The sequence below is a fragment of the Mycolicibacterium parafortuitum genome (assembly GCF_010725485.1).
Classification (GTDB): Bacteria; Actinomycetota; Actinomycetes; order Mycobacteriales; family Mycobacteriaceae; genus Mycobacterium.
The window spans coordinates 1,299,481-1,325,872 of record NZ_AP022598.1; the positions used below are offsets into that span (position 1 = coordinate 1,299,481).

Here is a 26,392-nt window from a genome sequence, read left to right on the forward strand (position 1 = left end):
GGCCGGGCTGTCGACCCGCTTTGCACGGAGCTTGCGCAGACCGATGAACTTGTCACAGCCGGTGCGTAGGCTGCATTTCGTGACCGTCTTGGCTCTCGACGAGGGCGGTGCCCGCGACGCTTTTCTCGCCGATGCACAGAAATACCGGCGAGAACTGCTGGCGCACTGCTACCGGATGACCGGCTCGCTGCACGATGCGGAAGATCTCGTCCAGGAAACCTATCTACGGGCCTGGAAGTCGTACGACAACTTCGAAGGCAAATCCTCGGTCCGGACGTGGCTGTACCGGATCGCGACGAACACGTGTCTGACGGCGCTCGACGGCCGCAAACGCCGACCGCTGCCGTCGGGTCTCGGCGGGCCCGCCGCCGATCCGTATGCGGATCTGACCGAGCGCCATGAGATCGCCTGGCTCGAGCCCATCCCCGATGCCCCGCACGAGGACCCCGCCGACCCGTCGGTGATCGCGGAGTCCCGCGAATCGGTGCGGCTGGCGTTCATCGCCGCACTGCAGCACCTGCCGCCGCGCCAGCGCGCGGTGCTGGTGTTGCGGGAGGTGCTGCAGTGGAAGGCCGCCGAGGTCGGCGAGGCCATCGGCGTATCGACGGCGGCGGTCAACAGCCTGCTGCAGAGGGCTCGCGCTCAGCTCGACGAGGTGTCCCCGTCGCGCGACGACCAGCCCGTCGTCCCGGAGTCACCGGAGGCCGCGGCCACCCTCGCGAAGTACATGGCGGCGTTCGAGTCCTACGACATGGACCGGCTCGTCGAGTTGTTCACCGCCGACGCGGTCTGGGAGATGCCGCCGTTCGACGGCTGGTACTCCGGCCCCGCCGACATCATCGCGCTGTCGAAGAACCACTGCCCCGCCGAGAAGGCCGGCGACATGCGCTTCCTGACCACCACGGCGAATCGGCAGCCGGTCGCGGCGATGTACATGCGCAACCCGCAGACCGATGTGCACGAGGCCTTTCAGCTGCACGTGCTCGACATGACCACCGCGGGCGTCGCACACGTGGTCGCGTTCATGGACGTCTCCCTGTTCGCGAAGTTCGGCCTGCCCGAAGCGCTCTGAGCTCGTCAGGTCCCCGGGCGGGAGGCGCGCAGCCGGGAGAGCACCGTGGCGAGCGCGGCACCGAACTCGCGCTGCTCGGCCGGGGTGAGCCCGTCGAACACCACGGACCGGACCAGGTCCACGTGCCCGGGCGCGGCGGTGTGCAGCGCCGCCATCCCGGCGTCGGTGAGCGTCACGCTCGCACCGCGCCGGTCGTCGCCGTCGCTCTCGCGCTCGACCAGGCCGCGCCCGCGCATCCGGCGCAGCTGATGCGACAGCCGGCTCTGCTCCCATCCGATCAGCTCACCGAGTTCGTTGATACGCATCGGGCCGTGTTCGGACAGCGCCACCAGCACGTCGTAGTCGGACAACGACAGTTCGCAGTCCTGCTGTAGCTGACGATGCATCGCGGTGTGCAGCCGGCTGGTCAGTGCCAGGTAGTCGCGCCAGATCTGCTGCTGCTCGTCAGTGAGCCACTCCATTCCACCCAGCGTAACCCTGGAATATATGACACGTCATGAATGTTGTCGGGCGCAGGGCAGCCACCTAGGCTGTCAGGGACTCCGAAGGGATTCGTCATGACCAGCACCCGCAGCACTGTCGACATCCGGCGCGCCGGCGACCGTGCCAGCACCCGGATCGATTGGCTGGACTCCAAGCACTCGTTCTCGTTCGGCGACCACTACGACCCCGGCAACACCCACCACGGGCTGTTACTGGTCAACAACGACGACATCGTCAAACCCGGCACCGGATTTGACACCCACCCGCATCGCGACATGGAGATCGTGACCTGGGTGCTGCGCGGTTCCCTGGTGCACCAGGACTCGACGGGCCATTCGGGGGTCATCTACCCGGGCCTGGCCCAGCGAATGTCGGCCGGGCGCGGGATCCTGCACTCCGAGAAGAACGACTCCTGGACCCTGACCGGCGAACAATCCCACAGCGAGCCAGTGCATTTCGTGCAGATGTGGGTGGTCCCCGACGAATCCGGCATCACGCCGGGCTATCAGCAGCTGGAGATCGACGACGAACTGCTGCGTGGCGACCTGGTGACCATCGCCTCGGGGATGCCTGAGCACAGCGACGCGACGGCGATCTCGATCCGCAACCGGTACGCCGCGCTGCACGGCGCCCGGCTCGAACCCGGCCAGAGCGTCGAGCTTCCCGACGCCCCGTACCTGCATCTGTTCGTGCCGCGCGGCGCCGTCGCCCTCGAAGGCGCCGGCGAGCTGCTCGAAGGCGACGCGGTCCGGTTCACCGCATCCGGCGGCCAGCGCGTCACCGCCACCGAACCCGCCGAAATCCTGGTCTGGGAGATGCATGCGAGACTCGGTGCCGCATAGACGAATCGGCGCCCTGCTCGCGGCGTCGGCGGTGCTGGCCGGATGCGCGGAGTCCCCGCAGACAGCCGAGACCACGACACCGCCACCGGCCACCCCGGAGACGACGGCCGCCACCCCGGCCGCCGGATTCGGGTCCGTCGCCGTCGAGGTCCGCGACGGCCTGACCGAGGCGCCGTTCGACGAACCCCGCGAAGCCGTGGTCCCCGACGGCTGGACGATGTCGGTGTGGGCGCGCACGTCGCGGCCGCGCCTGATGGCCTGGGCACCCGACGGGACACTGCTGGTCTCGGTGCCCAGCACCGGCCACGTACTGCGGTACGTGCCGCGCGGTGACGACGCGCCCGAGGAGTCCGTGCTGCTCGACGATCTCGACGAACCGCACGGGCTGGCCTTCGACGGCGCCACGCTGTACGTCGCCGAAAGCGACCAGGTCAACGCCTACGACTATGCCGACGGTGCGGCGAGGAGCGCGCGCGTGGTCGCCGGCGGGCTGCCCGATGACCGCAGCCCGGATCTGCGGGGCGCGTACTCCCACGTGCTCAAGAGCGTCGCCGTCGGACCCGACGGCGCGGTGTACTTCTCCATTGGTTCCACGGGAAACATTTCCGCAGGCGACCGGACCGCGACGCCGCCACGGGCGACCATCATGCGGGTGCCGCCCGGCGGCGGGCCCGCCGAGCCGTTCGCGACCGGCGTCCGCAACGGCACCGGGCTGGCCGTCGCCCCCGACGGCGCGGTCTGGATCGCCAACAACGGGCGTGACAACGTCGCGTTCCCTGAACCAGGGCCGTCCTACGGCAAGGTGCTGCCCGACTACGTCGGCGACAACCCGCCCGAGCAGGTCGCCAAGCTCACCCCAGGCCGCGAGCTCGGCTGGCCGTACTGCAACAACGTCGGCGGACCGGCCGACCTGCCGTTCGTCCGCGACGTCCAGACCAACCCCGACGGCGCGCAGCTCGACTGTGATGCGCTGCCGGCGGTCGAGCAGAGCATGGGGGCGCATTCGGCGCCCCTGGGCCTGAGCTTCACCGACGGCGAGTTGCCCGAGCCGTTCGCGCGGGGTGCGCTCGTCGGCGTGCACGGGTCGTGGAACCGGCAGCCACCGCGCGCCCCCGAGGTGTCGTTCTATCCGTGGCGCGACGGTGGGCTCGGCGATCAGCAGACCCTCGTCGGCGGCTTCCAGGCCGAGGACGGCTCCCGCTGGGGCCGGCCGGTGGCCGCGGTCGTCGGGCCCGACGGCGCGGTCTATATCACCGACGACGCCGCCGACGCGATCTACCGGTTGACGCCGGGTTAGCCACCGCGCCCCTCTACTCCCCGCGAGCGTGCGTGTCTGCGGCCGACACGCCGGACAATTGCGCGCCTTCACGCACGCTCGCGCTATTTGTCGACCGTCGCGAGCCTGTTCAGGACCGACGACATCCGCCGCTCGATGTCGGCGGCCCGTTTCTGCAGCACCAGCGTTATCAGCGGGCGGAAAATCCTTGCGGTGCCATAGGTTTCGAGATCAGATCGGTAGGTGATCGTCGACCCAGCGCGTTTGGGTTCGACCGTGATGGTGTCGGTGATCCGCGCGGACTGGTTCTCGCCGACGAACACCAGCCGGCGATCGGTGACGTCGTCGAGCCGGAACGTGAGCTCCACCGTCAAACCCAGCAGCTTGCACACGTTGTGCCAGTAGGCGCCCTCGGCGATGGGGCCGGCGTCGATGCGATCACAACTGCGGGTGCCGGGATCCCACTGCTCGGTGTGGCGGAAGTCTTTGAGGTAGTCCAGCGTCAGCGCAGGCGCCAATTCGACGGTGAAGGTTCGGGAGACGGCGGACATGTCTTCCGGATACCCGTTGCGCCGATCGCCCACCCGGATCAGGCGTTGTGCCTGACAGCAAAGGCGACGGCGACCTGCTCGGAATCATCCTGTGATGCCTCTGTGACGAAAGTTGACAGTGGTTCTGCTGGGATTATTGTTATTACGCCTGATCCGTAGTCCCGATAGGAGCCGCCGGTGACGACTCCGACCGCAAACATCCGGCACCTCCTGGCCACCGCCCGAGTGCTCGCCGCCGCGACGATGTGTGCCGCCGTGCTCGCCACGGCCGGTGCCCCGCAGGCGCACGCCGCCAGTGCGCGGGAGCTGTTGGCCGCGGCGATCGCGAACACTCGTGGCTCGTATCTGGTCTACAACTTCGGCGGCGGGTTCCCGGCGCCGATGCTCAACGCCGCGGGCAACTGGTACGAGATGAACAACGGCGGACGGCTGATGATCATCAAGTCGGCCTCGCAGCGGCTCGCGCCGCGACTGCTCGCCGATTCGCATACCGGGTATCAGGCGCGCTGCGAACGGGATCCGCGGGCCCGGACCGGAGAGGGGCTGTGGCAGGCGTCGGAGATCTACTCCCCGATCGAGGCGTGGCAGGCGCTCGGCCAACCGACGATCGCGATCAACGCCAACTTCTTCGACGTGCGCGGCCAGAAGGGCGGGTCCTGGAAGACGACAGGCTGCAGCTCACCGCTCGGGGCGTACGTCGACAACACCCGAAACCTGGGCCGCACCAACACGAAGGTGACGGGCACGCTCGCCTATGCGGGTAAGCAGGGTCTCTCCGGCGGCAACGAGCACTGGATGGCGCTGTCGACAATGATCCTGCCGGTTGCGGGTGCGCCCTTCGTGGTACCACCGCGCAACGACGACGACTACGACGCGGCCACCCCGGTGGTGACCCGGCTGATCGATGCGGGCACGCGGTTCGTTGCGGTGGCGGGCATCGGGTTACTCGCGCCCGGGGAGACCGGCCAGCTCAACGATCCCGGCCCCAGCGCCGCGCGCACCGCGCTCGCGTACGCCAAGGACCGCGACGAGATGTACGTGTTCCAGGGTGGGAGCTACACCCCCGACCAGATCCAGGATCTGTTCCGCGGCTTGGGAAGTGACACCGCGGTGCTGCTCGACGGCGGCGGCTCGTCGGCGATCGTGCTGCGCCGCGACACCGGCGGCATGTGGGCCGGCGCCGGATCGCCGCGCGGCTCCTGCGACACGATGGCGGTGCTGTGCGATTCGCGCGAGCGCGCCCAACCGGCCTGGCTCGCGTTCAACTAGGGGTCACGTCGGGCACCGCGAGCGCGCGTGTCTGTACGTTGGCGCGCCGGGCTTTTCGTGCACTTGTGCGCGCTCGTGGGGCGGTGAGGGACGCGTGACAGCACTGCGAACCGCGCATTCGTCGCTCCCGCGATGGTGCCGGCTGCGTACTCGACAGTTAATCTTTACACCCACACCTCTTGTGTCTCCCGCAATACGGTTTCGAGGAAATGGCCACCGATGCCGCGGCCTAGCGGTTATATGGCCGGGTCGCATCGTCTTGGGGGGACTCATGCTGGCTATATACGCTTCCGTACTTGATGAGGGTTGCCGATCGCCATCACAGCCATGGGGGGTTTTCGATGGCGCAGTGACCAACGGGCAACTTGCGGGGGTCCTGGCTGGCTTTTTGGTGGTAGCAACCACGACGCTCTTGATGAAGGAGAAGCTTCCACCCAACAGTGTTTCTCATACGCTGGCCTTATTAGCCACCGGCGTCGTTGTGCTTGGAATCGACGCGTACCTATTCGGATCGGTCGCAGCAGCCAAGCCTCCCTCGCGAGTGCGGGATCCTGAACTATATTGCTATTCCGCCTGGGTGCAGTTCATGCCCGCCGCTGGAATGCTAGCCGTTGGCGCCACACTTCTAATTGGCGGCCTTGGATGGATGCTCACCCAACACACAATTAGCGAGGAATCGCCCAATAAACAATTGACCCAACTCGGCACAATGCTCACTGGGATGACCATGTTTGCCACAAGTGCCCTGCTAATGAATACATGCTTTGTATTCATTAGATATGTAGACGCGATGCGGGTTGAACCCGCGGAAATATCTTCTTCGGCCGCATTAGCGGCGCAGTTAGTTGCGGGAATCGGCGGCGGCCTCGCATTTATACTGGCCATGTGGATATTGACCGTAAAGACATTCGGCTTTATGTTCTTCGTAAAGACGGATGCCGATTGGGCGCAGGTGCGGGATCCACGCCACAAATCCGTCGAAGCGCTGTCCGCGTTGACAGGCTTTTATGTTGCGTTCTGCGCTGGCACATTCATCATTCTTACGAGTTGGCCGACGTTTCTTACCCTAGAAATTACTGCGCTACACAGGCTCTGGTGGAGCGTGTCGTTGTGCGTACTTGTCCCGAGCTTACTATTTTTGTTAATCGCGGCGACCATGCCGGGCAAGTATCACCGATTCGGTCGCGGGATCCGTCGTATTCGTATCTACCTATTCTTAAAGTTCCTAGCTCATGACTTCCATGCGAAGGATAAACGTCTAAAAATTAAGCATAAGAAGTTCGCCAAGCTAGCTTTAGGGGATATCGTCATTGAGCTTGCCTCTTGGCGAGCCTACTCGATTGTGAAAATTGCTAACCCCAATGAAAAGAAGGTACGCAAGCTTGTATTAGTGCGAATCTATTTTGATAGAAGTGACGTATTTGGCGATAATATTGACGTAGTTCATCGTGAATACCGTAAGCGTGACATCCTGGTCTTACGCGACTCCATGGACGAGTAGTTAGGCGCGGTGCGGTTACCCGCGCGGAGCAGCCATCACAACAATCCCATCATTTCGGCGATTCTTTCCTCTAGGCGCAGACGCGGCTCACCCTTGAGTTCTCCGAGGAAGTCGCCTCGGAAGAGCACAGATTTGTCCAGAGGTTGTACTGCAGGAACCCTTATCCAACAGTCCTGCGGCAGGTTCCCGCTCCCGCGCGGTGCGTCAACGCAGAAGTCCGTCACGAGGTTCGGATCAGTCGAAGTCGGACACCCCACGACGTACGCCATTTCGCGCTCTGACATACAGCCCGATTGCTCAGCACGACGAAGAACCGGGCTTTCGGTGTCGACTGGCGACCATCGGGGTCAGGGTGTAACCGCAGGTCGGAATCTTGAACCTTGTACACGCCTCTGTACTGGATCGAACTCAGTGCCACTAATACGCGCTATCGCAGTAGGCCGCTGGTCCCGGCGGCGCGGAGTTCGCTCCACGCTTCGATCTCTTCAGCAAGTCCGGCGTCACCCGTCGTCCCGCCGGGGACATCCCCACGCTCGTCGCGGCGCTTACGTAAGCGGTTCATCGAACGACGTAGCTTTGGCGTCTGTAAGTCGGTGAAGTACTCCCTAATGGACTCGTCGTCGATCGCGGTGTTGTCCACGCCGGGCACGTACACCCGCTCCCAGGGGCTTTCCGGTCGGTGGACGTCATCCCACAACTCGGAGACGGACCAATCGCCATAGTCTGACCACGCCTGCTCCAACACTGCGAGGTCGGCCGCAGACATCTTTGCCGCCAGTCGTTCGCGGTCAGTAGGGATGTTGACGATTGGCTCCGCGCCGAAGTCGCTGAAAGCTCGGTAAACAGGTGGGCAGACGGGGCCGTGATCCCATGCCTGAAAACCATCCGTGAACAGCGGCTTTCCATATTTGCTGAGATACTCACCGTGGGCGTAAAACAGCAACTTCTGTACCTGGAAGTTGGTAAGAGTCCGACCGGCATCTCTGGCTGCGGCGATTAACCACCGGGCGGCGTCGACCGGACGAGCGCTCACACCATCACCCCCGAGACACTTCGCGCCATGACATAAGTGTAACTACGAGCCACTGACAGCTGTTCCAGGCGCGCTCGATGTGACCTCGCGATGGCCCTTCGGGGAGGGTTGCGAGAGGACGTGCTGGTACCACGGGCCGATCGTCACGCCGATCTCGGCCATAACACCGAGCGTGAGCGTGGTGTCGACGCTCCCGACCTCGGAGGCGATCCACGCAATCATCTCCGAGATCCACGCAATCATCTCCGACATGTAGGTCTTGAGCCCGGACATCTCGGAGTCCTCGTATAAGTACGGACCTAGATTCAACAGCCGTTCGAGGACGCGCTGAGCTAGTTCCTCGGCGGTCGTCAGCTTCGGGCCTTCGTTCCACCGCGACGTCATAGATTCCACCGAGCCTGAGCAGCCCTAGTGGCTGATTCCCTTCGCTTGGCCTTCTTCTCGGCCACCTCGTGATCTGCGTCCAGTAGACCGAGTTTCGTCAGCAGCGTGGCCATCAGAGCCCGTGCCGAGTTCGCCTGCGAGATGCACGGGTGGATCACCGGCTGGAACTTGGAGCCTTCGACTACGAGAGGCGCGTCAGCTGCCTCGTCGTCCATCCGCTTGATTGCGTCGGCTAGCTTGCATGCGTCGAACAAAACGCGCAGCTTCGCGGGCTCATCGGTGAAGTTGAATACCTCTGTGAGGTCTTTCCAGAGCCTCTTGCCCTCGGTTCCGAACTGCCCTTTCGGCATAGTCGGCTTGTCTGTCATTCTCGAATCCTTCTGATTGGGTTTGATATTTCGTCGCGGACACGCCAGGCCGCGCTGGCTGTGAAAATGGCGAATGCGAATCGCATCCGATCTCGGACCCGCATTACGGACCGGTCTTGCTCCCCCGGGCAGGGGTATACCCCCTGGGGTAGGCGGGGGTGTGTACCCACGGGCGAGGCAGTTGCAGCCGGGCGACGGCGAAGCGGGGCAGTCCCCACCGGACACCACGCCAACAGCGGAGAGGGCAGGCAGTGCCCGCCTAGCCCGAATCTTGCCTGTCAGTTTTCAGTTGTCGCCATCTCTGACCGTACAACCGTCGCATACAGTTCATATGGTTGTTAACCATATGAATGTGATACGGTAGGTGCATGGAGTACGAGAAGTTCAACGAGCCGTACGAGATCCTTCGCGGCGTCGAAGATGGTCGACTCGTGGAGATTGCCATTCGCGCGGTGGGAGAGGGCGCGGAGCTGACCTACGACGAGATCCGAGAAGCGACCAGACAAATCCTCGACTACTACCGGCGTGAAAACCTCCGCACGCGCGGCCCGGTCATCCGCGATGTTCCACAATCGGTGCGTGCAATGGTCGCCGCGTACAACGAGGGGCACGGGCGTGTCACCGATGACTACCTCGCGCGGCTCGCGATCGCGTACGAGGAACTTCTGCCGCGAGGGCGAAGCGTGTCTCTTGCGTTAGCCAGCGCGCTCGACGCCAAGTTGCCGACAGTCAAGGGCCACATCATGCGGGCCAGGCGGGAAGGCTTTCTGACCGAGGCCCTAGAAGGCAGGGAAGGCGGTGAGGCCACCGCGAAGTCTCGCAAGTTGGTTTCCAAAACAGAGGACTGAAACTTGACACCGAACGAAGATGGCGAAGTATCAGCAACCCCGGAAGAAGCTAGAGGCATTACGCCTCCGCAGACCGTCGTGCCGTCAGCTTCGCAACGGCGACCGTGGACGCTTCGAGACACGGGATGGATCGCCCTGGGGTTGACGTCGGGCGGGTTTGCAAGCTGGCTGCTCATATTCAGCGGATGGGAGATCGGATCTAAAGCCGAATGGTTCTCGGGGGTGGCCTCGTTCGGGGCCGTTGCGGTCGCGTTGTGGCAGTCGGTTGTCATACGCCAGCAGGCGAAGGCCGACGCGGCCGAGGCCGCGAAGCGTTTTGGCGACGAGCTTAAAGCTGCCAAGGATCGCACGATTCAAGAGGTGCAGGCCGCGGAGCAGCGAACTCAGAAAGAGCTTGACGCAGCGAACGAACGGCACGGCATCGAGATGGAGCAACAACGCGAGATAGCCCGCATTCAACGAATTCACCTGCGAGAGCAGGAATTTAAGCTCGCCTTGATTCGCGTTTCTCGCGCCGCCACCGCTTACACGCACGAGCTTGCGACTTTGGTCGAAACTGGAAGCAGGGTGGTCGCTATGTCCCAACGACAAGAGCGGGCTGACGCTCTCAGACCAGTCAGCAAGCGCCTCGGCGCATTAATGGACGATCTATCTGTCGAGATCGCTGGCGCTCACATGCTGACCAATAATGACCGGCTTCATGATGCCCTTGATCGTGTGAATGCTGAAGCGATGCGCGGTCCCGAGGGTGAGATTCAATATCGGAACACCGTCATCATGGCGGGCCAGGTCGGGAACGAAGCCCCCCTCTTCATGGCTATGGAGGCACTTCACCGGGTGATCGGAGATGCTCGCCGCCTCGCGGGCGAGGTGCTTGTTACCGGCTGGGACTGACCCCCGAACAGGTCCGTTCACGGGGACGCCTGTGAGATAGAGCGACGCAGACATGCTCAGTTGCGTCGGTGAGTGGTGCAATCATTTCCAACGTGACTGAACGGCGCAGCTACACAGCCCGGGACGTGGAACTGGCGGTGCTCCGCACGGTGTACGACGTCGGGAAGTTCGCCATCGTGAAACAGCGCGAGCGACCCGACTTTGAGCTCGCCTACGGAGGCAGCGCCAAACCCTTCGGTGTTGAGATCACCGAGATATACGCGAACGAATCTGACGCGCGCCTCACAAATCTCGATGGCTACCTCCAGGAGTTGTGGGACGGGAAACCGCATCGACATAGAGATGACGTCGAGGTACTGAAAACTGGTCCGGCTAAATTCCTCGACAAGGACGGCAATGTAACCGGAGAATTTCCGGTGGTAATGATGGAAGTTACCAAAATTCCATCACTTCCGAGTCTGATCGCCAAACGCATCGACAGAAAGAATGGACACATCACCGACTACGCCTCTGGGCTCACGCATGTCAACCTGGTAATTCATGATCGCGTCAGTCATTCTCCACCGAGCGCAGATGAAGTATTCGACTCGAACATATTTTTGTCCGATGAAACTCGGGCATCCTTGAACTCGTCCAGTTTTAACGAGGTGTTCCTTGTCTCACCGGTAGATGGCAATTCGGATCAGGTCGTGCGGCCATTGCGAGCCCTAGCGCTACTGGAGGCAGGCTACGGGTTCATGCAGGCAATGACCGACGCCGACGGCAATGCTGTGGAGTCGTGGATAGATATCCATCTGCTATTTATCGAAATATGCAAGGGGCTCGGTTTGGATTTAAGGTACGTCTGCGACGAAAAGGACGGTGCTCGCGCATATTTCGGCGGCGTTGGAGTGCAATTTCACGACAACGGAATGCGGCTCTACGAGCTGCACAACTTCCCCCCTCCACCGGCGGTCGATCCTCCAAATCTGAGCATTCCAGCAGACCAGGCGGAAAGGCTAATCGGTTTGGGAATCGAATACTTTGCAGATAAGGTATTCAGTTCTGCGTTCGGATTTCCGGCAGTGACCCGGCTGTCGGAGACTATCAACGCCATCATCCAAGCTGAGGATTAGTCGTGTGACCATGCGGAGATTTCGGGTGCGGACTCGGACTCAATGGAACCGATTGCAGCCCGGCACCGACAAATTGAATATGGACGATGAATTAGACCCGGTATTGGATGACATCGTGCGGTGGGAACTCGAACTACTCGCGCACGATCTTGGGCTCATCAGACCCGAGTTCGACTCCCCGGATACCTCGTTCTTTCATCGTGGCGAGGACGTCTAGCCATCCGGCTACCGGGCCTGCGGCGTCCATCTGCTCTGTGAGTTGGTGGAGGTCTCCGAGGTCCAGGCGGATAGCGGGGTCCGGGTGCCCCTCGGTGTACTCGTATTCGAGTCGCACGCCCATCGAGCGGAGCCAGACATTGCGCGCTGTCACGTCCTGACGTGTCCACCAGTCGCCGAACTTCTCCCCAGTGGACTCCCAAGTCCACCCGGCGGGTTTGACCGCCTCAGCGGAGAGCTGAGCCTGCCTTGCGGCGAGGTCTGCGATGCGCTTATTCAGCGCCACCCGCTGCGGCGTACCGGCGCCGTACGGGCCAGTACCAAGTAGGCCAGTTAGATCGACCAACGTCACGTTTACCTGTTCGAGCTCCGCCGAGTTATCCGACCCCGAATCCCATACGCGCTCTTTACGTTCAGACGCTTCGAGCATCGCCAACAGAATGCGTTCGACCGACTCGTCTGCGTAGTCCAGCGGTATCGACCTGTTGCCGCACGGCTCTTTGTATTGCGCTGACGCACAACGGTAACGGGGATTCCTACCCTTCCCACCCTTGAGTCGGTAGGCAGGTCGGCCACACCTGCCGCAGTGAATCACCTGAAGCAGCAGCCCGGTACTGCGCTTGGTGGGTTCCTTCCGGTTCTCTCGGGCGGACAGTTCCTTACCGAGCCGCTCGAATATTTCCCGGGTCAAGATCGGCTCCGCCCGTACCACGGGTGTGCCGTCGTCGCCTCGGACGATGTACTCCGGGCCGTACTGCTTCCTGCCTTTACTGTCGCGCTGGGGGCGTCCCTGAGCGTCTACCAACGGTTCCCGTGCAACAACCTGCCCGAGCAGAGTCGGGCTCGTCAGCGAGCGTTTCAGCGGTCCCGAGTGCCACGCGTAACCGTTGACCTTTCTACGTTGGTGTTGGGCCAGTCGATCCTTCGGAGTCGGGATGCCGCGGGCAGTCAGATCGTGCGCGATGGCGCGCAGTGGTTCGCCGTCGAGTGCGCGGCTGGCGACTTCTCTTATGACCGCGACTTGCTCGGCATCTTGGACGAGCCGCCACGTGTCTGCATCGTCCTTAGCGGGCAGATAGCCCCACGGCGTCGGGCCTCCGGTGTACTTGCCAGCCCGGATGTTGTGCTGAGCTGCCGAGGCGTTTCTATCTGAAATCGCCTGCAATTCCATTTCGGCTACCTTGGCGACGAGTAGCGCGATGATGTCACCGAACGGTGCGGTGAGGTCTAGGAACTGCTCTGTAGCGGAAACGATTGCGACGGAGTGGTTTTGGCACCAACGGATGAGGTCTGCCAGGTCCAACAGCCTCCGGACTATGCGGTCCATCCGGTAGAACACCAAAACGTCGAACTCACCGAGTCGGTTGGTCAGCCAATCCCCGAGCTGTGGGCGGTTGAACGGCGTGGTTACTCCCGCTGACACGTCTAAGCCCTCTGCGATGCCGACAACCTCGTAGCCGCGCTGTTCGCAGAGTTCCCGGCACTTCGCCAACTGTCGCTCGGGTGAGGTTGTAGCGTCGGTGACCCGGGATAACCGGGTGACGATTAGCGCTCTCGGCATGGTTGTAAAGCTACACTTTGGGCTACTCGACAGTTGACATTCGGCTCCGCGTCGCGGCGCCCTCGAAACGCATTGGGTCCTCGGCCGAGTCTTGCATTTACGCAGGCTCCCTCCGGGCCTTCGCCCCGCCACGAGTGCGCGGTCTTGCACGAGCCGACACGGAGTGTCGCCGTGCAGACCCGCGCGCTCGCTGGGCCTAGCCAGCCGCCTTCTCCACGCTCGGGCCGAACGCGAAGATCGCGGTGGCAGTGGCGACTATCGCTGCCGCCAACGCGATGATCGGCGCGACTGTGAACAGCGTCAGCGTCGCCCCCACCGCGGCTCCGGCCAGCATTGTCGCCACCACGCCGTAGCGCAGCTTCTCCCCCTCCCCGGTTCCACCGGCCAGTCTGCTGTCGAAACCCAGCCCGACGATCGTGGACGTCAGCACCGTCGTCGACAACTCCTGAATCCCGAACTGCCGTGCCGTCGCGTTCTGGCTGCCGAATGTCACTGCGAGACCAGCGATCAGCATCAACTTCGAATCGTCGTGGTAATCCACCACACCCAAGCCCGCCACCACGGCCAGCACCAGGAGTGCGACGACTTCGAGCCCGAACGCCGTCGTCAGCCATAACCTCACATTGTGGTCGAGATGCCGCGCCAGCCGCCCACCGATGATCGTCCCGAAGACGAACCCCGCGAACGCCACCACTGCCGCCGTCAGGTCCACCCCGGAATGCGGCACGAACCAAAAGCCGAGGAACACAACGTTTCCCGTCATGTTCGCGACGAACACGTGGCCGAGGACGAGCACGCTGACCGCGTCGATCAATCCCGTCGTGAATGTGAGCAACAGCAAGGCGGTGACCGTCTGTCGGCGCGAAACCGGCGAGGGGAAGGCCACGGCCGCGGTCCTATAACTGCGGAGTCAGGTCGAACGACGTGATGGTCGACATCCGGGTGATGCGCCAGTCACTCCCATCCCGCTTCATCGTCAGCCGGTACGACAGGTATCGCAACGATGGAATGTTCTTGGTCACCGGACTGGTCGCCACCGAGTTGGTGTAAACGATCGCGGTGGCCTCGTTCGGAATCCCCGGCGGCGACACCGATTCCACCGCTGCCCCCATCACCTGCGTGGTGTTGGTGACCTGTGCCTGCTTGTTGGGTTCGACGATCGCGTCGATGTAGCGACGGTACTCGTCCGCGAAGCCCCCGTAGAGGAACACCGACGCGCGGTCGGCGAGCGTCACCATGTCGTCGGGCGTGTAGGTCCACAGCGTGGTGATCGCGTCGGTCGCGGTGCGCGCGATGTTCAGTTTCGTTTGCACGAGCGCGCGTTCGGACAGATATGGCTGAGCCATCGCCGCGGCGAACCCTGCCGAGCCGACGAACACCACTGATGCGACGGCCGTCGCGATCAGTGCACGGCGACTCGCCGGGCGGTGCGGCACCAGGACGACGGGCTCCGCCTCCGGTCCCGCGGCCACCTCTGCTGTTTCGTCCGTCTCTGAAGCAGGCTCAGACTGTGCCTCTGTTGCCGGGTCGGCTTCCTCGCCACGCTCGGCTTCGCCTTCCGGATCGACCGCCGTCTCCGCAGTGGGCTCAGCCGCAGGCTCACGCACACCGGCGGTTTCGTCCGGCAGCGATGACTCGTCAGCCGGCTCAGTTTCCTCTACCTCAGCGACGACAGACTCCGAAGGCTCCCCCGCAGACCGCACCTTGCGCGCCGCCTTACCCATCGGCGCCTTCGGCGCCTCGGAACTCGCCGACTCCGTGGGCTCGGAAGACACCGCGTCGTCAAGCACCGCGGGTGGCGAGACTTCACCCTTCGGACGTCTCCGGAACAACCCTCGGCGAGCTCGCGCGGCAGGAGCGTCGGAGGTCAGATCACCTGAACCAGGTTGCTGATCTTCCACTGCGGTCCTTCCTTGATCGTCGTTGCGAGCCAACGGCTTCCGCTCTCGATCGTCGCTTTCCCGTCCGGGGTCTTGGACGTCACCTTCGTCGCGATCAACACCTCGGCGCTACCGTCGTCGTTCCAGCGCTGCACGCCCGCGGCCAGCACCTCACCGGTGCTCGGCTCCGCACGCGCGACCTGGACCAGGATCTCGTTGAGCCGCTCACCGAAGTTCTTCTCGAACTCCCCGGTGGCCTCCGCTTTGACGCGATCGGTATAGGCGTTGGCGTTATACGGATCCAAGCTGGTGTACATCACCATGAACTCGCGCGTGTACCCCAGCGCCGCGGCTTCGTTGACCGCCTGCCGACGGTCGTCGAGCTGGCGCACCAACATGAACGCCGCCGCGGTGATCGCCGCGACGATCACCAGCGCCGTCAGCACCGATACCAGCGGAAGTCCCCAGCGCACAGGCTTTTTCGGGGTCGGCTCGAAGTAGTCGGCCCCAGACTCGGAGAACTTGCGTACCGGGCTCATTGGCCCGCCGTGTTCATCATCGGCTTCTTCAGCACGGTCAGATTGCCGACGCGCCACTGCCCGTCGTCGGATTTCTCGAACTCCACCTGCACGGTCGCGGTGATGAACTTCATGTCCTCGGCGTTGGTGCCGCGCTGGCCCTGCATCGCCAACAGCATCGACACCCGGTTCTCGGTCACGGGCGGATCGGTGAGCACCGCGCTGTTGACGGCCCAGTACTCGTTGTTGGTCGGCCCGGCCTCGCGCACCGAGTCCTGCTGCTTGACCAGCTGGTCCCGATATCCCTCGGTGGTCAGCTCCCGTGCCCTGGCGAAGTCTTCGTCCATGTTGTCGGCGCGGAAGCTCAGCATCTGCTCGACCATGCGGGGTCCCTGCGCGGCGACCTGCTGGCGCGCGTTGTCCAAGGCCCGGGCCGGTCCGTACACCCACGCGTAGCCCACCGCCACGACGAGCACCGCCGCCGCGGCCGTGCCCGCCAGCGCCATCCCGACGATCCTGCGCATCTCGGGCGACGGGGGCGTAACTCGGTACACCTGCGTGCCCGCCAGCATGTCGGCGAACGTGCGACGGCGCCGGTCCCACAGCGGCCACAACCACCCGACGAACAGCCCGAAGGTGTCCAGTAGGTGCGCGAGCTCGCGCACGGCCAGCCGCCCGAGCCCGGGCCGGCCACCGTCGGCGCGCCGGACCTCGATCCCGAACAGCGCCCGGCCCAGCGTCCACCCCTTCACCGCCGGCATCACCACGCGGTTGGCCACCATCAGCACGAACACCACCGCGGCCACCGCGGTGAACACCCATCGGGCCACGCTGTCGAACGGTGCCGTCAGCGCCAACAGCACACTGACCGCCAGCACGCCGAGCCCCGGCAGTATGTCGACGGCCAGCGCACCGGCCCGCGCCGGCCACGAGGCCAACGGCGCCTCCGCGGACTGATCGGGCAAGACCTCAGACGTGTTCAACACCGCCGTCACGAGTTGACCTGGTCGAGTCGGGAGATGCGGTACTGGCCTTCGTCGAACGCCATCGTCGCGCGCAGCCGGTACCCGACCTGCTGATCGGCGGCCTCGGCATTGGTGATCCTGACCCGCACCGCCACGAGCACGTTCACCGTGCCGTCCTCGTTGTGCCGCTCGACGGCCGCGCGCAGGTCGTCGACCGCGACCGAGGCGTTCGCCGCCTGGTACGCCTCGGCGATGACGCTGCTGTACAGCCCCGCCTGCACCCCGAACTCACCCGTGGAACATTCCAGGATCTTGGTCTGCGCCGCGGTCATCGCCGCGGTGTCCGGCGCCTGGGTGGCCGCGACGCATTCCTTGGCTGCCTGCAGCGCCGCCTCGTCGGAGCGGGCGATGTCGGCGGCACGCTCGTTGGCGCGTAGCGACAGCACACCGGCGGCGATGGCCCCACCGGAGAGAAGCAGCAGTACCGCGCAGATCGTCGCGACCCAGCCGGTGCCCAGCCTTGACGGCCTGCGGGTATCCGGCGTGACCGTGCCAGTTTCGGGGTCGGGGATCAGCTGGCCGGTGCCAGCATCTCCTTCCATCCGTCGTCTCCTGGGTTGGTCGAGTTGGTCACGTTGTACCTGACGCCGTCAGGTCCCACCACCTCACCGCTGGAGGGGCTGTACCCCGCGGTGGTGCCGGGAGGTCCTTGCGCCGGAGTGTAGGTGCACGGGTTGGGCTGCTGCCCACTGCACCTGACGGTACCCGAGCCCGGAGGGCTCAACGGGTCGCTGACCGGCGCCAGCGAGGCCGGCGGCGGCAGTTCGTCGGCGGGCAGCGGGTTGCGGCCGTTGTTCACCGACGGCGCCGGGACCACCTGCCCGGGAGCCACCCGCTGATCACAGCGCGCACCGGGCGCGGGGCAGGCCACGATCTGGTTCGGGTCGCCGTACCACGGGTTGGTGCCCAACGGGACGTACGGCTCGTCGCTGCGGCACTCCTTCGGCGACGCCGCACGCTTGCCCGGCACGTCCGCACACGGGTAGTTACGCGCGCCGCGCACCGAGTTGCCCTGGTAGTCCTTCGGGATCTTGCAGTACATGCCCGACGGCAACGGCGCGGTGCTGGTGTCGGCCGGCGAACGCCACTCCGAGGCCGGCAGGAAGCCGGTCATGCACGGCGGCGGCTGGTTGATCGACAGACCGAAGTGCAGCAGACCGCCGTCTTCGAAGATCGAACCCATCTGCAGCAGCGACGCACCCTGCGGGTAGATCACCAGCGTCTGCTCGATGCCCTTGTTGTAGCGCTTGAGCATGTCGTTGACGACGGCCAGGTTCGCCAGCGTCTGCGGCAACGCCTCCTGCACATCGCTGAACACGTTGTTGACCTGATCCAGCGTCGGCGCGGCCTGCGAGATGCCGCTGCGCAGCGCGGCATCCTGTTCGGCGGTCTGCGACGCGATGGTGTTCAGGTTGCGCGACCACTGCTCGATCGCGTCCCCGGACGTCACCTGGCTCTCCAGGATCGGCGCCGAGTTGGCGATGATGTCGTTGACCTGCGGCAGGTTGTCGCGGAAGCCCTCGGCGAGGTTCGTCGTCGAGTCGACCAGGCGCTGCAGCGACGGGCCGAGCCCGCCGACCGCGGTGGCCGTCTCGGTCAGCAGCGCGTCGATCTTCTCCTTCGGCAGCACCGCCAGTCCGTCGTTCGCCGCGTCGATCACCGGACCGACCTCGGCGGGCACCGTGCTCTTCGTGATCGTCTGGCCGGCGCTCAGATACTGGTCGGTGCCGGTCTCGGACACCAGGTCCAGATACTGCTCACCGATCGCCGACACCGAGTGCACGTTCGCGGACACGTCGACCGGGATCTTGTACTCGTTGCCGATGCTCATCGTCACCTTGGCGCCGGACTCGGTCGGCTCGACCTCGGTGACCTTGCCGATCTGGATGCCGCGGTAGGTGACGTTGCCGGTCGCGTACAGCCCACCGGAGCGCTCCAGTTCGGCGTAGAGCTTGTACTCCCCGACCCCGGCGAGCGTGGGCAGCCGCAGGTAGTACAGGCCGAGCACGCCCAGCGCGACGACGGTCAGGATCGTGAAGATGATCAGCTGGATCTTGACGAAGCGGGTCAGCATCGCTCACTCACTCCTCTCGATGAGAGGACCGTTGGGCGCCGAGTTCGGGTTCGGCGTGAACCGCACGTCCGGGATCATCGTGTTCGGGTCGCGGCCCCACGCCTGTTCCAGCGCGCGCAGCATGCCCGAGATACCGGTCCCGGAGAAGAACCCGTTGTCGATGGCCGACAGCGTCAGGTCCACCGTCAGCGACGCGTTGATGTAGTCGCCGCGGATCGCCTTCGGCACGTTCTCGATGCTGTACGGCGCGGTCAGGAAGATCTTCAGCGCGCCGAGCAGGTACGGACCCGACTTGCCCAGCTCGCGAAGCGGACGCTGCAGGTTGGCCAGGTTGGTCCGGATGTCGTCGGAGGACGGTTCGAGGGCGTCCTCGGCGGCGGCGCTGATCCGGCCCAGCGACTCGATCGCGTCGCCGAACAGGTCGCGCGTCTCGGCGAAGTGCTCGATCAGCGGCGGGAACTCGGTGAGCACCGCGTCCAGCGTCTCGTTGCGCTGCGCCACGACCGACAGCAGCCGGTTGGTCGAGTCGATGGCGCGGGTGATGTCCTCGCGCTGCTGGTTCAGCTCCGCGGTGAACGTGTTGAGCTGGCCCAGGAAGTCCCTGATCTGGTCCGCGCGCCCGTTGAGCACGTTGAAGATCTCGGTCTGGATCGTCTCGAGGTTCGACACCCCGCCGCCGGTCAGGATCCCGGCGATGCTGGCCAGCACGCGTTCGGTGGTCGGGAACGCCGACGCGTTCTGCAGCGGGATGGTGTCGCCGTCCTTGAGCTTGTCCGGCGACGGGTCCGGCGGCATGTCGAGCTGCACGTGCTGCGAGCCGAGCAGGCTGGTCTGCCCGATCTTGGCCAGCGTGTTGACCGGCAGCTGGACGTTCGGCTCCAGGTCGATGGTCAGCGTCGCGACCCAGTTGCGCAGCTCGATGGCGCGCACCCGGCCGACGTAGACGTCGGCCACCCGGACCCGGCTGTTCACGTTCAGCGCCAGGGTGTCCGGCATCTGGACGTAGATCGTGGTGGTCCCCGAACCGCTGCCGGGTCCGCCGGGCAGCGGCACGTTCGCGATGCCCTTCCACCCGCCGCACGACGTCAGCACCAGTGCCGCGGCTCCGAGCGCGACGGCGCGCTTGAGGATGCCGAGCCTGCTCATCGCGTTCCTCCAGCCTCGGCGGGCAGCAGCGGACCGGACGGCGCCGCCGGAGCGGGAGCCTGCGCGGCCGGTGCGCTGACCGGTGCCGGGTTGCCGGGGATGACACCCGGCGCGGGCGCCGGCGGCGGCCCCGGCTGCGGGTACCACGGCGGTGGCAGCGGGTTGTTCTGGTCGAACGCGTTCGGCGGGCCGGGCAGGTTGCCGTTGCGCGTGGTGCCGAATGCCGGCGGCGCGGGCGGCGGGACGATGTCGGGTCCACCCATCAGCTCGGCCAGCGACTCCGGGGTGAGCATGTTCCGGGTGAACGGCTGCACTTCGACACCCTGCATACCGGGCGCGACGATCCAGCCCGGCTCGTGATTGCCGTGCGACCACAGGGTGTCGCGGGAGAAGATGCCGGGCACGGTGGTGTCCTTGTAGCCCGGAGGCGGCCGCAGCCGCTCCTCGGAGTAGGCGATCTGCTTGGGCAGCGTCATCGCCGTCTGCAGCTGGTTGGCGCCGAACGGCAGGTAGTTGAACTTGATCGAGTCGAGGATCGGCCCGAGGTACTGCGCGCACAGCTCCGCGGATTCCTGGTAGCCGAGCCGGCTACCCGCCTGGATCGCGCTGCACAGGAACTGCATCGGGTTGGCGAAGTTCGAGATCACCGGCATCGACACGATGCCACCGGCGTTCGGCGACGAGATGTTCATCAGGTTCGCCGCCACGTTCGGGTACGCGTGCAGCGCGGTCTCCAGACCGTCGAGCGGTTCGGGCTGCAGCAGCGCGTTGGTGACGTCGGCCAGGTTCTGCACGTCATGCGTGAGGACCTCACCGTTCTCCTCGATGAAACCCCGTGTGGTGGTGAGCAACTCGTTGAGGTCCTGCACCGCGTTGGCGACTTCGCGGTCGGTGTTGGTGAACGAGTTGGTGAATTGCGCGAGGTTGTTGTTCAGCGACACGAACTGCTGATCGCTCTCGTGCAGCGCGTTGACGAACAGCGCGAGGCTCTTGATCACACTGAAGAAGTCGCCGCGGCCCTCGTTGAGCGCGAACAGCGCCTCCGACAGGTTGTTCAGGGTTTCGTTGAACTGCTTGCCCTTACCGGCGAACCCGTCGGCCGCCGATTCGATGATGTCACCGAACGGGCCCTTGGGTTGTTCCGGGGTCGGGCCGAGATCGCGCAGCAGCCTGCTGATCGAATCGCGCAGATCGTCGTATTCGACGGGCACCTGGGTGCGGTCGAGGTCCAGCACGGCGCCGTCCTCCAGCACCGGCCCGCCGGTGTAGGGCGGGGACAGCTGGATGGTGCGCGACGCGACCAGGCTCGGGTTCAGGATCGACGCGGTCGCGTTCTCCGGGACCTTGTACTTGCTCTCGTAGTGGAAGGTCACCCGCATCTTGTCGCCGGCCGGTTCGATCTTGTCGATCTGACCGACCTGCACGCCCATGATCTGGACCTTGTCGCCGGGGTAGATCGCCAGCGTCTGGGTGAAGTAGGCGACCGCGGTCTTGGTGGTCGCGGCCTTGTACAACTTCTGGCCGAGGAACACCGCGGCGATCACCAGCAGGATGACCACCCCGGCGATGACCAGGCCGCGACCGAGGCCGGCGCCCTTGAGGTTTCGGACGTTGAAAACAGTCGACATCGTTTCTCGGACCCTCCTACCCTTGCGATCCCGGTGGGAGGAACGGCGGATTGCCCGGAAGCAGCGGCTGCCCCGCGGGGCCGGGCGACGGGCCGGGGCCCGCGGGCGGCGGCGGACCGGTCAGCGCCGGCGGCAGCGGTGCGATACCTGGCGTGAAGTCCGGCGCCGACGGCTGCGGGGCCAACGGCACGGTGCGGGCACCGGGCGGTGCCTCCGGCAGCGGCGGACGCGCGCCCGGCACGTTCGGGGACATCTGACCCGGGATGGCGGCCGCGGGGACGCCCGGAGACGGTTGCGGGCCATGCTGATTCGGCGCCGAGGTGACGACGTTCGGCGGCGGGTAGCCACCGGGCACGTCACCGTACGGACCCTGGGTGAGGCCGGCGCACGGCAGCGGGTTGCCCGGACGCGGCAGCCCGTCGGCGGGCGGGGTGTACGAGCACGGCGAGCCGGGCGGCACCGCGGGGCCGGGGTTTTCCGGAGTGCCCTCGATCGCCGCGGGTGACGGCGGCGGTGCGCCGTTCTCGAAGCCGACGCCGTTGGGATCCGGGAACCGGAATGCGGGCAGACCGGCGTTGCGCCAGAACTCCTCCGGGTCGATCCCGCGCTTCTTGAACGCGGCGTCGACGAACGGCTGCAGGATCCAGTACGGGGCCAGGTTGGCCAGCATGACCTTGAAGTACGGGCCCGAGGCCAGCGCCTCGCCCAGCGACACCATGAACTTCGACAGCGACGACAGCGTGTCGGTGAGGTCGAGCTTGCGCTCGTTGAGGATGTCGCTGATCACCCGCAGCTGCTCGAGGACGCGGTTGAGGTTCGGGTTGTCGTCGATGAACCCGCGGACCTGCGACGAGAACCGGTCGACGCGCTCGAGCAGTTGGCTCACCGCGTAGTTGCGTTCGTTGACCGCGGCCAGCAGCGTCTGCGCGTTGACGAACAGCTGGTTGATCTGCTCGCTGCGGTTGCCCAGCACCCCGGCGACCTTGTTGGCGTTGGCGAGCAGCTGCTTGATCTGCTCGTCGCGCTTGCCGATGGTGTCGGAGAACCTGGCGACCCCGTCGAGCGCCGCGCTCAGGTGCGGGTAGGTCTGGTCGATGGTCTCCGAGAGCACGTTCAGCGAGTCGCGCACCGTCGCGGTGTCCCAGCCGGCGGCGTTGTTGCTGACGTCGAACACCGCGTCGTAGAGCTGGTACGGCGTGGTGGTCTGCCCGAGCGGCAGGACCCCGTTGGCGCGCAACGGCTCTGAACCGCGCGGCTCGATCTCCAGGTTGCGCCGCCCCAGGATGGTGTCGGTGCGGATCGCGACCCGGCTGTCGGTGCCGATCTCGGTGCCGCCCAGCGAATAGCCGATCAGGACCCGGTCGCCGTCGATCTCCAGCGACCGAACATCGCCGACGTCCACGCCGGCGATGCGGACCTTGTCGCCGGTGTTGACACCGCCGGTGTCGGTGAACTCCGCGTAGTAGGTGGGCTTCGCGAACAGCATCGGCACGCTCGCGAAGCTCTGCCCCACCCCGATCACGATGATCAGGATGATGATGCCCATCAACCCGCTGCGGAGGCGGTTGGAACCTTCGAGGACTCTCATTGCGGCGTACACCTACCCGAGGGCTGGCTCCAGACCTTCACCGTGCGGACGGGACCTCCCGGCTGTAATCCGTTGAGCTTGAGGGTCACATCGCAGGCGTAGAAGTTGAAGAAGTCGCCGTAGACACCGCCGGAGCGGCCGATGATGGCCAGCGCGTCGGGCAGCTTCTCCAGCAGCTGGTTGAGCTCATCGCGCTGATCGACCAGCGGCTGCTGGAACACCTCCAGCTTGCTGACCGTGCTCTGCAGCAGCGGCCGGTTGTCTGCGAGCAGATCACCGATCGTGCCTGCGGCATCGCTGATCTCGGCGACCGATGTGGCGAGCGGATCGGCCCGGTTCTTCAGGCCGGTGATCAGCACCTCGAAATTCTTGACCGTGTCGTCGAACTGCTGCTGATGACGAACAGTGGTGTCCAGCACGGTGTTCAGATTGTTGATCACCTCGCCGATGGCCTGGTCGCGGTCGGCCAGTGCCGCGGTCAGCGACGCGGTCTGGTCGAGAATGTCGTTGATGGTGCCGCCCTGCCCCTGGAAGACCGTGATGATCGACTGCGCGATGGTGTTGACCTTCTCCGGCTCCAGCGACTGGAACACCGGCCGGAAGCCACCGATCAACGCGTCGAGGTCCAGTGCGGGCTGGGTCCGCTCCACCGGGATGGTGCCGCCCGCAGGCATTCTCGTGTTGCTGTCGCCGCGGGACAGTTCCAGGTAGCGGTCGCCGATCAGGTTCAGGTAGCGGATCGAGGCGGTCGTCTCGTCGAACAGCTCCAGCGAACGGTCGACGGCGAAGTCGACCTTGACCTTCGAGCCGCCCTCGAGCAGCGTGACGTCCTTGACCTTGCCGACCTCGACGCCGGAGGCGCGGACGAACTGGCCGGACCTCAGACCGCTGGCATTGCTGAAGATCGCCGTGTAGCCGGTGGTGCGGTCGAAGCGCACCTGACCGAACACCACGATGATGAGCGCGGTGAACATGAGCAGCACCAGCGCGAAGGCGCCGAGCTTGATCGCGGTACCGGTGATTTTCATGGGTTGATCGTGTGCTCCCCGACTTGGCGTCCCCAGACGTACTCGGTGAACAGCGGCTGGCCGAGTTCCATGTGGTTGTACGGCGCGATGGACGCACCGGTGTCGAGCACCAGGAACGGCGCCGGCCACAGGTCGCGGGTGATGGGCTGCCAGCAGCCCGGGCGTCCGCCCGGTCCGCCCTTGGCGTTCACGCGGGGAAGGTTGTCCGGGTAGACGTAGGCGTTGCCCGCGCCGAGCCCGAGCACCTGCGAGTGGGTCTTCAGGGAGTAGCCGTTGCCGCCGAGGGCGTCGGCGATCTTGGGCTCCACGTCGTGGTAGTTGCGCATCATGCAGAAGATCGACGGGCTGTACTTGTCGAGCAGCGCCGTGGTCGGGATCAGGTCCTTGGCGCCGCGCACCAGATACGGGGCGCTGCGCTCGAAGACGTCACCGCCGGTGTTGCCGAACCCGACCGCGGCCATCAGCGCCTGGTCGACGTCGCCGCGTTGCGCATTGAGCGTGCGGGCGGTGGTGACCGCGTTCTGCAGGCCGTCGAACAGATCCGGGGCGGCGTCGGCGTAGACCTCACCGAGGTCGGCCAGCAGCTGGTTGTCACGGCGGATCTGCGGCATCTGCGGGTTGATCTCGGCGAGGATCTCGTTGCCGTTGACGATCGACTGGCCGAAACGGTCGCCGAGACCGTCGAGCGCCTGCGCGGTCGCGGTCAGCGTCTGGTTCAGCTTGATCGGGTCGACCTGCGCGGCGATGTCGACGACCGTCTCGAACAGCGTGTTGAACTCGGTGGTCACCGACGTCACGTCGATCACGTCGGACGCCGTGATGCGCTGGGCCACCGGGTTGTCCGGCGTCGAGAACGAGACGTACTTGGTGCCGAAGACCGTCGTCGCGGTGATGTCGGCGTTGACGTTGCGCGGGATCAGATCGAGGTACTTCGGGTTGACCTCGAGGATGATCTTCGCCCGCGGCTCGCCGTCGACACTGGTCTCCTCGACCTGCCCGACCTTGCCGATCTCGACGCCGTTATAGGTGACCTTCGACCCCGAATCCAGGGCCAGACCCGACCGGGCCGAGATCATGGTGAGCTGGGTGCGCGGCAGGAAATCGCCACGGAACTGCAGGTACACCAGCACCAGCACGGCGATGGTGACCAGCGCCAGCACCACGCCGGCGATCTTGTACGGCGGTTCGCGTCTCGAGTTCATCGGTGCGGTCATGGCGCTACACCGTCAGATTGAAGTTCGGGTCGACGCCGTAGAGCGCCAACGAGGCGAACAGCACCACGCACACGATCGCGACCAGCGATGCGCGCATGGACCGGCCGACGGCCTCGCCGACACCGACCGGACCGCCGCTGGCGTAGAAGCCGTAGTAGCAGTGGTTCAGCATCACGATGACCGAGATGATGATCGCCTGCACGAACGACCAGAACACGTCGTCGGGCCGCAGGAACGTGCGGAAGTAGTGCTCGTAGGTACCGGAGGACTGGCCGTAGAAGATCGTGGTGGTGGCCTGCGCCGACAGGAACGACATGATGATCGCCATCGCGTAGAGCGGGATGATCACGACGAAGCCGGCCATGATGCGCGTCGACACCAGATACGAGATCGACTTGATGCCCATGACTTCCAGCGCGTCGATCTCCTCGCTGATCCGCATCGCGCCGAGCTCGGCGGTCGCGCCCGCACCCACCGTGGCCGCCAGTGCCTGCCCCGCGACCACGGGTGCGGCGATACGCACGTTGATCAACGCGGCGAAGAATCCGGTGAACGCCTCGACACCGATGTTGCCCAGCGACGCGAAGCCCTGGATCGCGACCAACGAGGAACCCGACAGCGTGACGAAGCCGACGATCGCGACGGTGCCGCCGACCACGGCCATCGCGCCTGTGCCCATACCGATTTCGGCGATCAGGCGCAGAGTTTCCTTGCGGTAGTAGCGAATTGCGTGGCCGATCGAACCGACCGCGGTGACGACGAACCACGCGACGTGGCCGATGCTGTCGAGCCCGCGCGCCGGCGCGCCGACGATCCGCTCGGCACGGGCGACGCCCCTGGGGAACCGGGACCGGATGACTGCTGCGGTATCGGCCACG

The 26,392-nt window shown here is 65.1% G+C and carries 26 protein-coding genes; 8 read left to right on the plus strand and 18 right to left on the minus strand.

Annotated elements, in window-relative coordinates; genetic code table 11:
• Nucleotides 1-49 precede the first annotated feature (49 nt).
• Nucleotides 50-1,072 carry a sigma-70 family RNA polymerase sigma factor gene (locus tag NTM_RS06060; protein WP_104864465.1) on the plus strand — a complete coding sequence of 341 codons (1,023 nt, stop codon included), beginning with the start codon at nt 50-52 and terminating at the stop codon, nt 1,070-1,072.
• 5 nt (nt 1,073-1,077) lie between these two features.
• Here the strand turns inward: NTM_RS06060 and NTM_RS06065 are convergent, their stop codons facing one another.
• Nucleotides 1,078-1,533: a MarR family winged helix-turn-helix transcriptional regulator gene (locus NTM_RS06065; RefSeq protein WP_104864321.1), complete on the minus strand. Its 456-nt coding sequence runs from the start codon at nt 1,531-1,533 to the stop codon at nt 1,078-1,080.
• A 96-nt stretch (nt 1,534-1,629) separates the two neighbouring features.
• Between NTM_RS06065 and NTM_RS06070 the strand changes: the two genes are divergently transcribed.
• Together NTM_RS06070 and NTM_RS06075 are read left to right on the plus strand one after the other, a co-directional pair.
• Entirely contained in the window at nt 1,630-2,397 is a 768-nt protein-coding gene (locus tag NTM_RS06070; protein ID WP_163765769.1) for a pirin family protein, read from the plus strand.
• On the plus strand, nt 2,375-3,694 hold the full coding sequence (locus NTM_RS06075) for a PQQ-dependent sugar dehydrogenase (RefSeq protein WP_163765770.1): 1,320 nt from the start codon (nt 2,375-2,377) through the stop codon (nt 3,692-3,694). The genes NTM_RS06070 and NTM_RS06075 overlap by 23 nt, the downstream gene beginning before the upstream one ends.
• A gap of 83 nt (nt 3,695-3,777) precedes the next feature.
• On the opposite strand, the gene NTM_RS06080 is transcribed toward NTM_RS06075, so the two are convergent.
• Complete coding sequence (locus NTM_RS06080) at nt 3,778-4,224, minus strand: SRPBCC family protein (RefSeq protein WP_163765771.1); 447 nt, start codon at nt 4,222-4,224, stop codon at nt 3,778-3,780.
• A 177-nt stretch (nt 4,225-4,401) separates the two neighbouring features.
• Here NTM_RS06080 and NTM_RS06085 point away from each other — a divergent pair, with 177 nt between their 5' ends.
• Nucleotides 4,402-5,493 carry a phosphodiester glycosidase family protein gene (locus NTM_RS06085; RefSeq protein WP_163765772.1) on the plus strand — a complete coding sequence of 364 codons (1,092 nt, stop codon included), beginning with the start codon at nt 4,402-4,404 and terminating at the stop codon, nt 5,491-5,493.
• 349 nt (nt 5,494-5,842) lie between these two features.
• Nucleotides 5,843-6,994, plus strand: coding sequence for a hypothetical protein (locus tag NTM_RS06090; protein WP_163765773.1), 1,152 nt, complete (start codon nt 5,843-5,845; stop codon nt 6,992-6,994).
• A gap of 427 nt (nt 6,995-7,421) precedes the next feature.
• Here the strand turns inward: NTM_RS06090 and NTM_RS06095 are convergent, their stop codons facing one another.
• The 3 genes from NTM_RS06095 to NTM_RS06105 are packed head-to-tail and all read right to left on the minus strand — an operon-like array spanning nt 7,422 to nt 8,779.
• Entirely contained in the window at nt 7,422-8,027 is a 606-nt protein-coding gene (locus NTM_RS06095; protein ID WP_163765774.1) for a Panacea domain-containing protein, read from the minus strand.
• A gap of 42 nt (nt 8,028-8,069) precedes the next feature.
• Nucleotides 8,070-8,411 (minus strand): hypothetical protein, encoded by a 342-nt coding sequence (locus tag NTM_RS06100; protein WP_163765775.1) that lies wholly within the window; start codon nt 8,409-8,411, stop codon nt 8,070-8,072.
• Nucleotides 8,408-8,779, minus strand: coding sequence for a P27 family phage terminase small subunit (locus NTM_RS06105; RefSeq protein ID WP_163765776.1), 372 nt, complete (start codon nt 8,777-8,779; stop codon nt 8,408-8,410). The genes NTM_RS06100 and NTM_RS06105 overlap by 4 nt, the downstream gene beginning before the upstream one ends.
• A 368-nt stretch (nt 8,780-9,147) precedes the next feature.
• On the opposite strand from NTM_RS06105, the gene NTM_RS06110 reads away from it, so the two are divergent.
• The 3 genes from NTM_RS06110 to NTM_RS06120 all read left to right on the plus strand — a co-directional run bounded on the left by NTM_RS06110 (nt 9,148) and on the right by NTM_RS06120 (nt 11,636).
• The gene (locus NTM_RS06110; RefSeq protein WP_163765777.1) at nt 9,148-9,627 is read left to right on the plus strand and encodes a hypothetical protein; all 480 of its coding nucleotides are present in this window, start codon (nt 9,148-9,150) and stop codon (nt 9,625-9,627) included.
• Between the two features lie 3 nt (nt 9,628-9,630).
• Nucleotides 9,631-10,521 (plus strand): hypothetical protein, encoded by an 891-nt coding sequence (locus NTM_RS06115; RefSeq protein WP_163765778.1) that lies wholly within the window; start codon nt 9,631-9,633, stop codon nt 10,519-10,521.
• 92 nt (nt 10,522-10,613) lie between these two features.
• Nucleotides 10,614-11,636: a hypothetical protein gene (locus tag NTM_RS06120; RefSeq protein ID WP_163765779.1), complete on the plus strand. Its 1,023-nt coding sequence runs from the start codon at nt 10,614-10,616 to the stop codon at nt 11,634-11,636.
• Nucleotides 11,637-11,769: 133 nt separating this feature from the next.
• Here the strand turns inward: NTM_RS06120 and NTM_RS06125 are convergent, their stop codons facing one another.
• The 13 genes from NTM_RS06125 to NTM_RS06185 form a co-directional block, all read right to left on the minus strand.
• Complete coding sequence (locus NTM_RS06125; RefSeq protein ID WP_163765780.1) at nt 11,770-13,413, minus strand: recombinase family protein; 1,644 nt, start codon at nt 13,411-13,413, stop codon at nt 11,770-11,772.
• A 196-nt stretch (nt 13,414-13,609) separates the two neighbouring features.
• Complete coding sequence (locus NTM_RS06130) at nt 13,610-14,299, minus strand: YoaK family protein (RefSeq protein WP_163765781.1); 690 nt, start codon at nt 14,297-14,299, stop codon at nt 13,610-13,612.
• A gap of 10 nt (nt 14,300-14,309) precedes the next feature.
• Nucleotides 14,310-15,314, minus strand: coding sequence for a mammalian cell entry protein (locus tag NTM_RS06135; RefSeq protein ID WP_163769391.1), 1,005 nt, complete (start codon nt 15,312-15,314; stop codon nt 14,310-14,312).
• On the minus strand, nt 15,281-15,832 hold the full coding sequence (locus NTM_RS06140; protein ID WP_104864327.1) for an Rv1363c family protein: 552 nt from the start codon (nt 15,830-15,832) through the stop codon (nt 15,281-15,283). The genes NTM_RS06135 and NTM_RS06140 overlap by 34 nt, the downstream gene beginning before the upstream one ends.
• The gene (locus tag NTM_RS06145; protein ID WP_163765782.1) at nt 15,829-16,806 is read right to left on the minus strand and encodes an RDD family protein; all 978 of its coding nucleotides are present in this window, start codon (nt 16,804-16,806) and stop codon (nt 15,829-15,831) included. Before NTM_RS06145 ends, NTM_RS06140 begins: the two co-directional genes overlap by 4 nt.
• A complete protein-coding gene (locus NTM_RS06150) occupies nt 16,803-17,378 on the minus strand; it encodes an Rv1363c family protein (protein WP_163765783.1) in 576 nt (191 codons plus the stop codon). Before NTM_RS06150 ends, NTM_RS06145 begins: the two co-directional genes overlap by 4 nt.
• Nucleotides 17,348-18,910, minus strand: coding sequence for an MCE family protein (locus NTM_RS06155; protein WP_104864330.1), 1,563 nt, complete (start codon nt 18,908-18,910; stop codon nt 17,348-17,350). The genes NTM_RS06150 and NTM_RS06155 overlap by 31 nt, the downstream gene beginning before the upstream one ends.
• A gap of 3 nt (nt 18,911-18,913) precedes the next feature.
• Nucleotides 18,914-20,056: a virulence factor Mce family protein gene (locus NTM_RS06160; protein WP_163765784.1), complete on the minus strand. Its 1,143-nt coding sequence runs from the start codon at nt 20,054-20,056 to the stop codon at nt 18,914-18,916.
• Nucleotides 20,053-21,684 carry a virulence factor Mce family protein gene (locus tag NTM_RS06165; protein WP_104864332.1) on the minus strand — a complete coding sequence of 544 codons (1,632 nt, stop codon included), beginning with the start codon at nt 21,682-21,684 and terminating at the stop codon, nt 20,053-20,055. Before NTM_RS06165 ends, NTM_RS06160 begins: the two co-directional genes overlap by 4 nt.
• A 16-nt stretch (nt 21,685-21,700) precedes the next feature.
• A complete protein-coding gene (locus NTM_RS06170; protein WP_104864333.1) occupies nt 21,701-23,272 on the minus strand; it encodes a virulence factor Mce family protein in 1,572 nt (523 codons plus the stop codon).
• Nucleotides 23,269-24,300, minus strand: coding sequence for a virulence factor Mce family protein (locus NTM_RS06175; protein WP_104864334.1), 1,032 nt, complete (start codon nt 24,298-24,300; stop codon nt 23,269-23,271). The genes NTM_RS06170 and NTM_RS06175 overlap by 4 nt, the downstream gene beginning before the upstream one ends.
• Nucleotides 24,297-25,514 (minus strand): MCE family protein, encoded by a 1,218-nt coding sequence (locus tag NTM_RS06180; protein WP_104864335.1) that lies wholly within the window; start codon nt 25,512-25,514, stop codon nt 24,297-24,299. The genes NTM_RS06175 and NTM_RS06180 overlap by 4 nt, the downstream gene beginning before the upstream one ends.
• Nucleotides 25,515-25,518: 4 nt before the next feature.
• Nucleotides 25,519-26,391, minus strand: coding sequence for an MlaE family ABC transporter permease (locus tag NTM_RS06185; RefSeq protein ID WP_104864336.1), 873 nt, complete (start codon nt 26,389-26,391; stop codon nt 25,519-25,521).
• Nucleotide 26,392 lies beyond the last annotated feature (1 nt).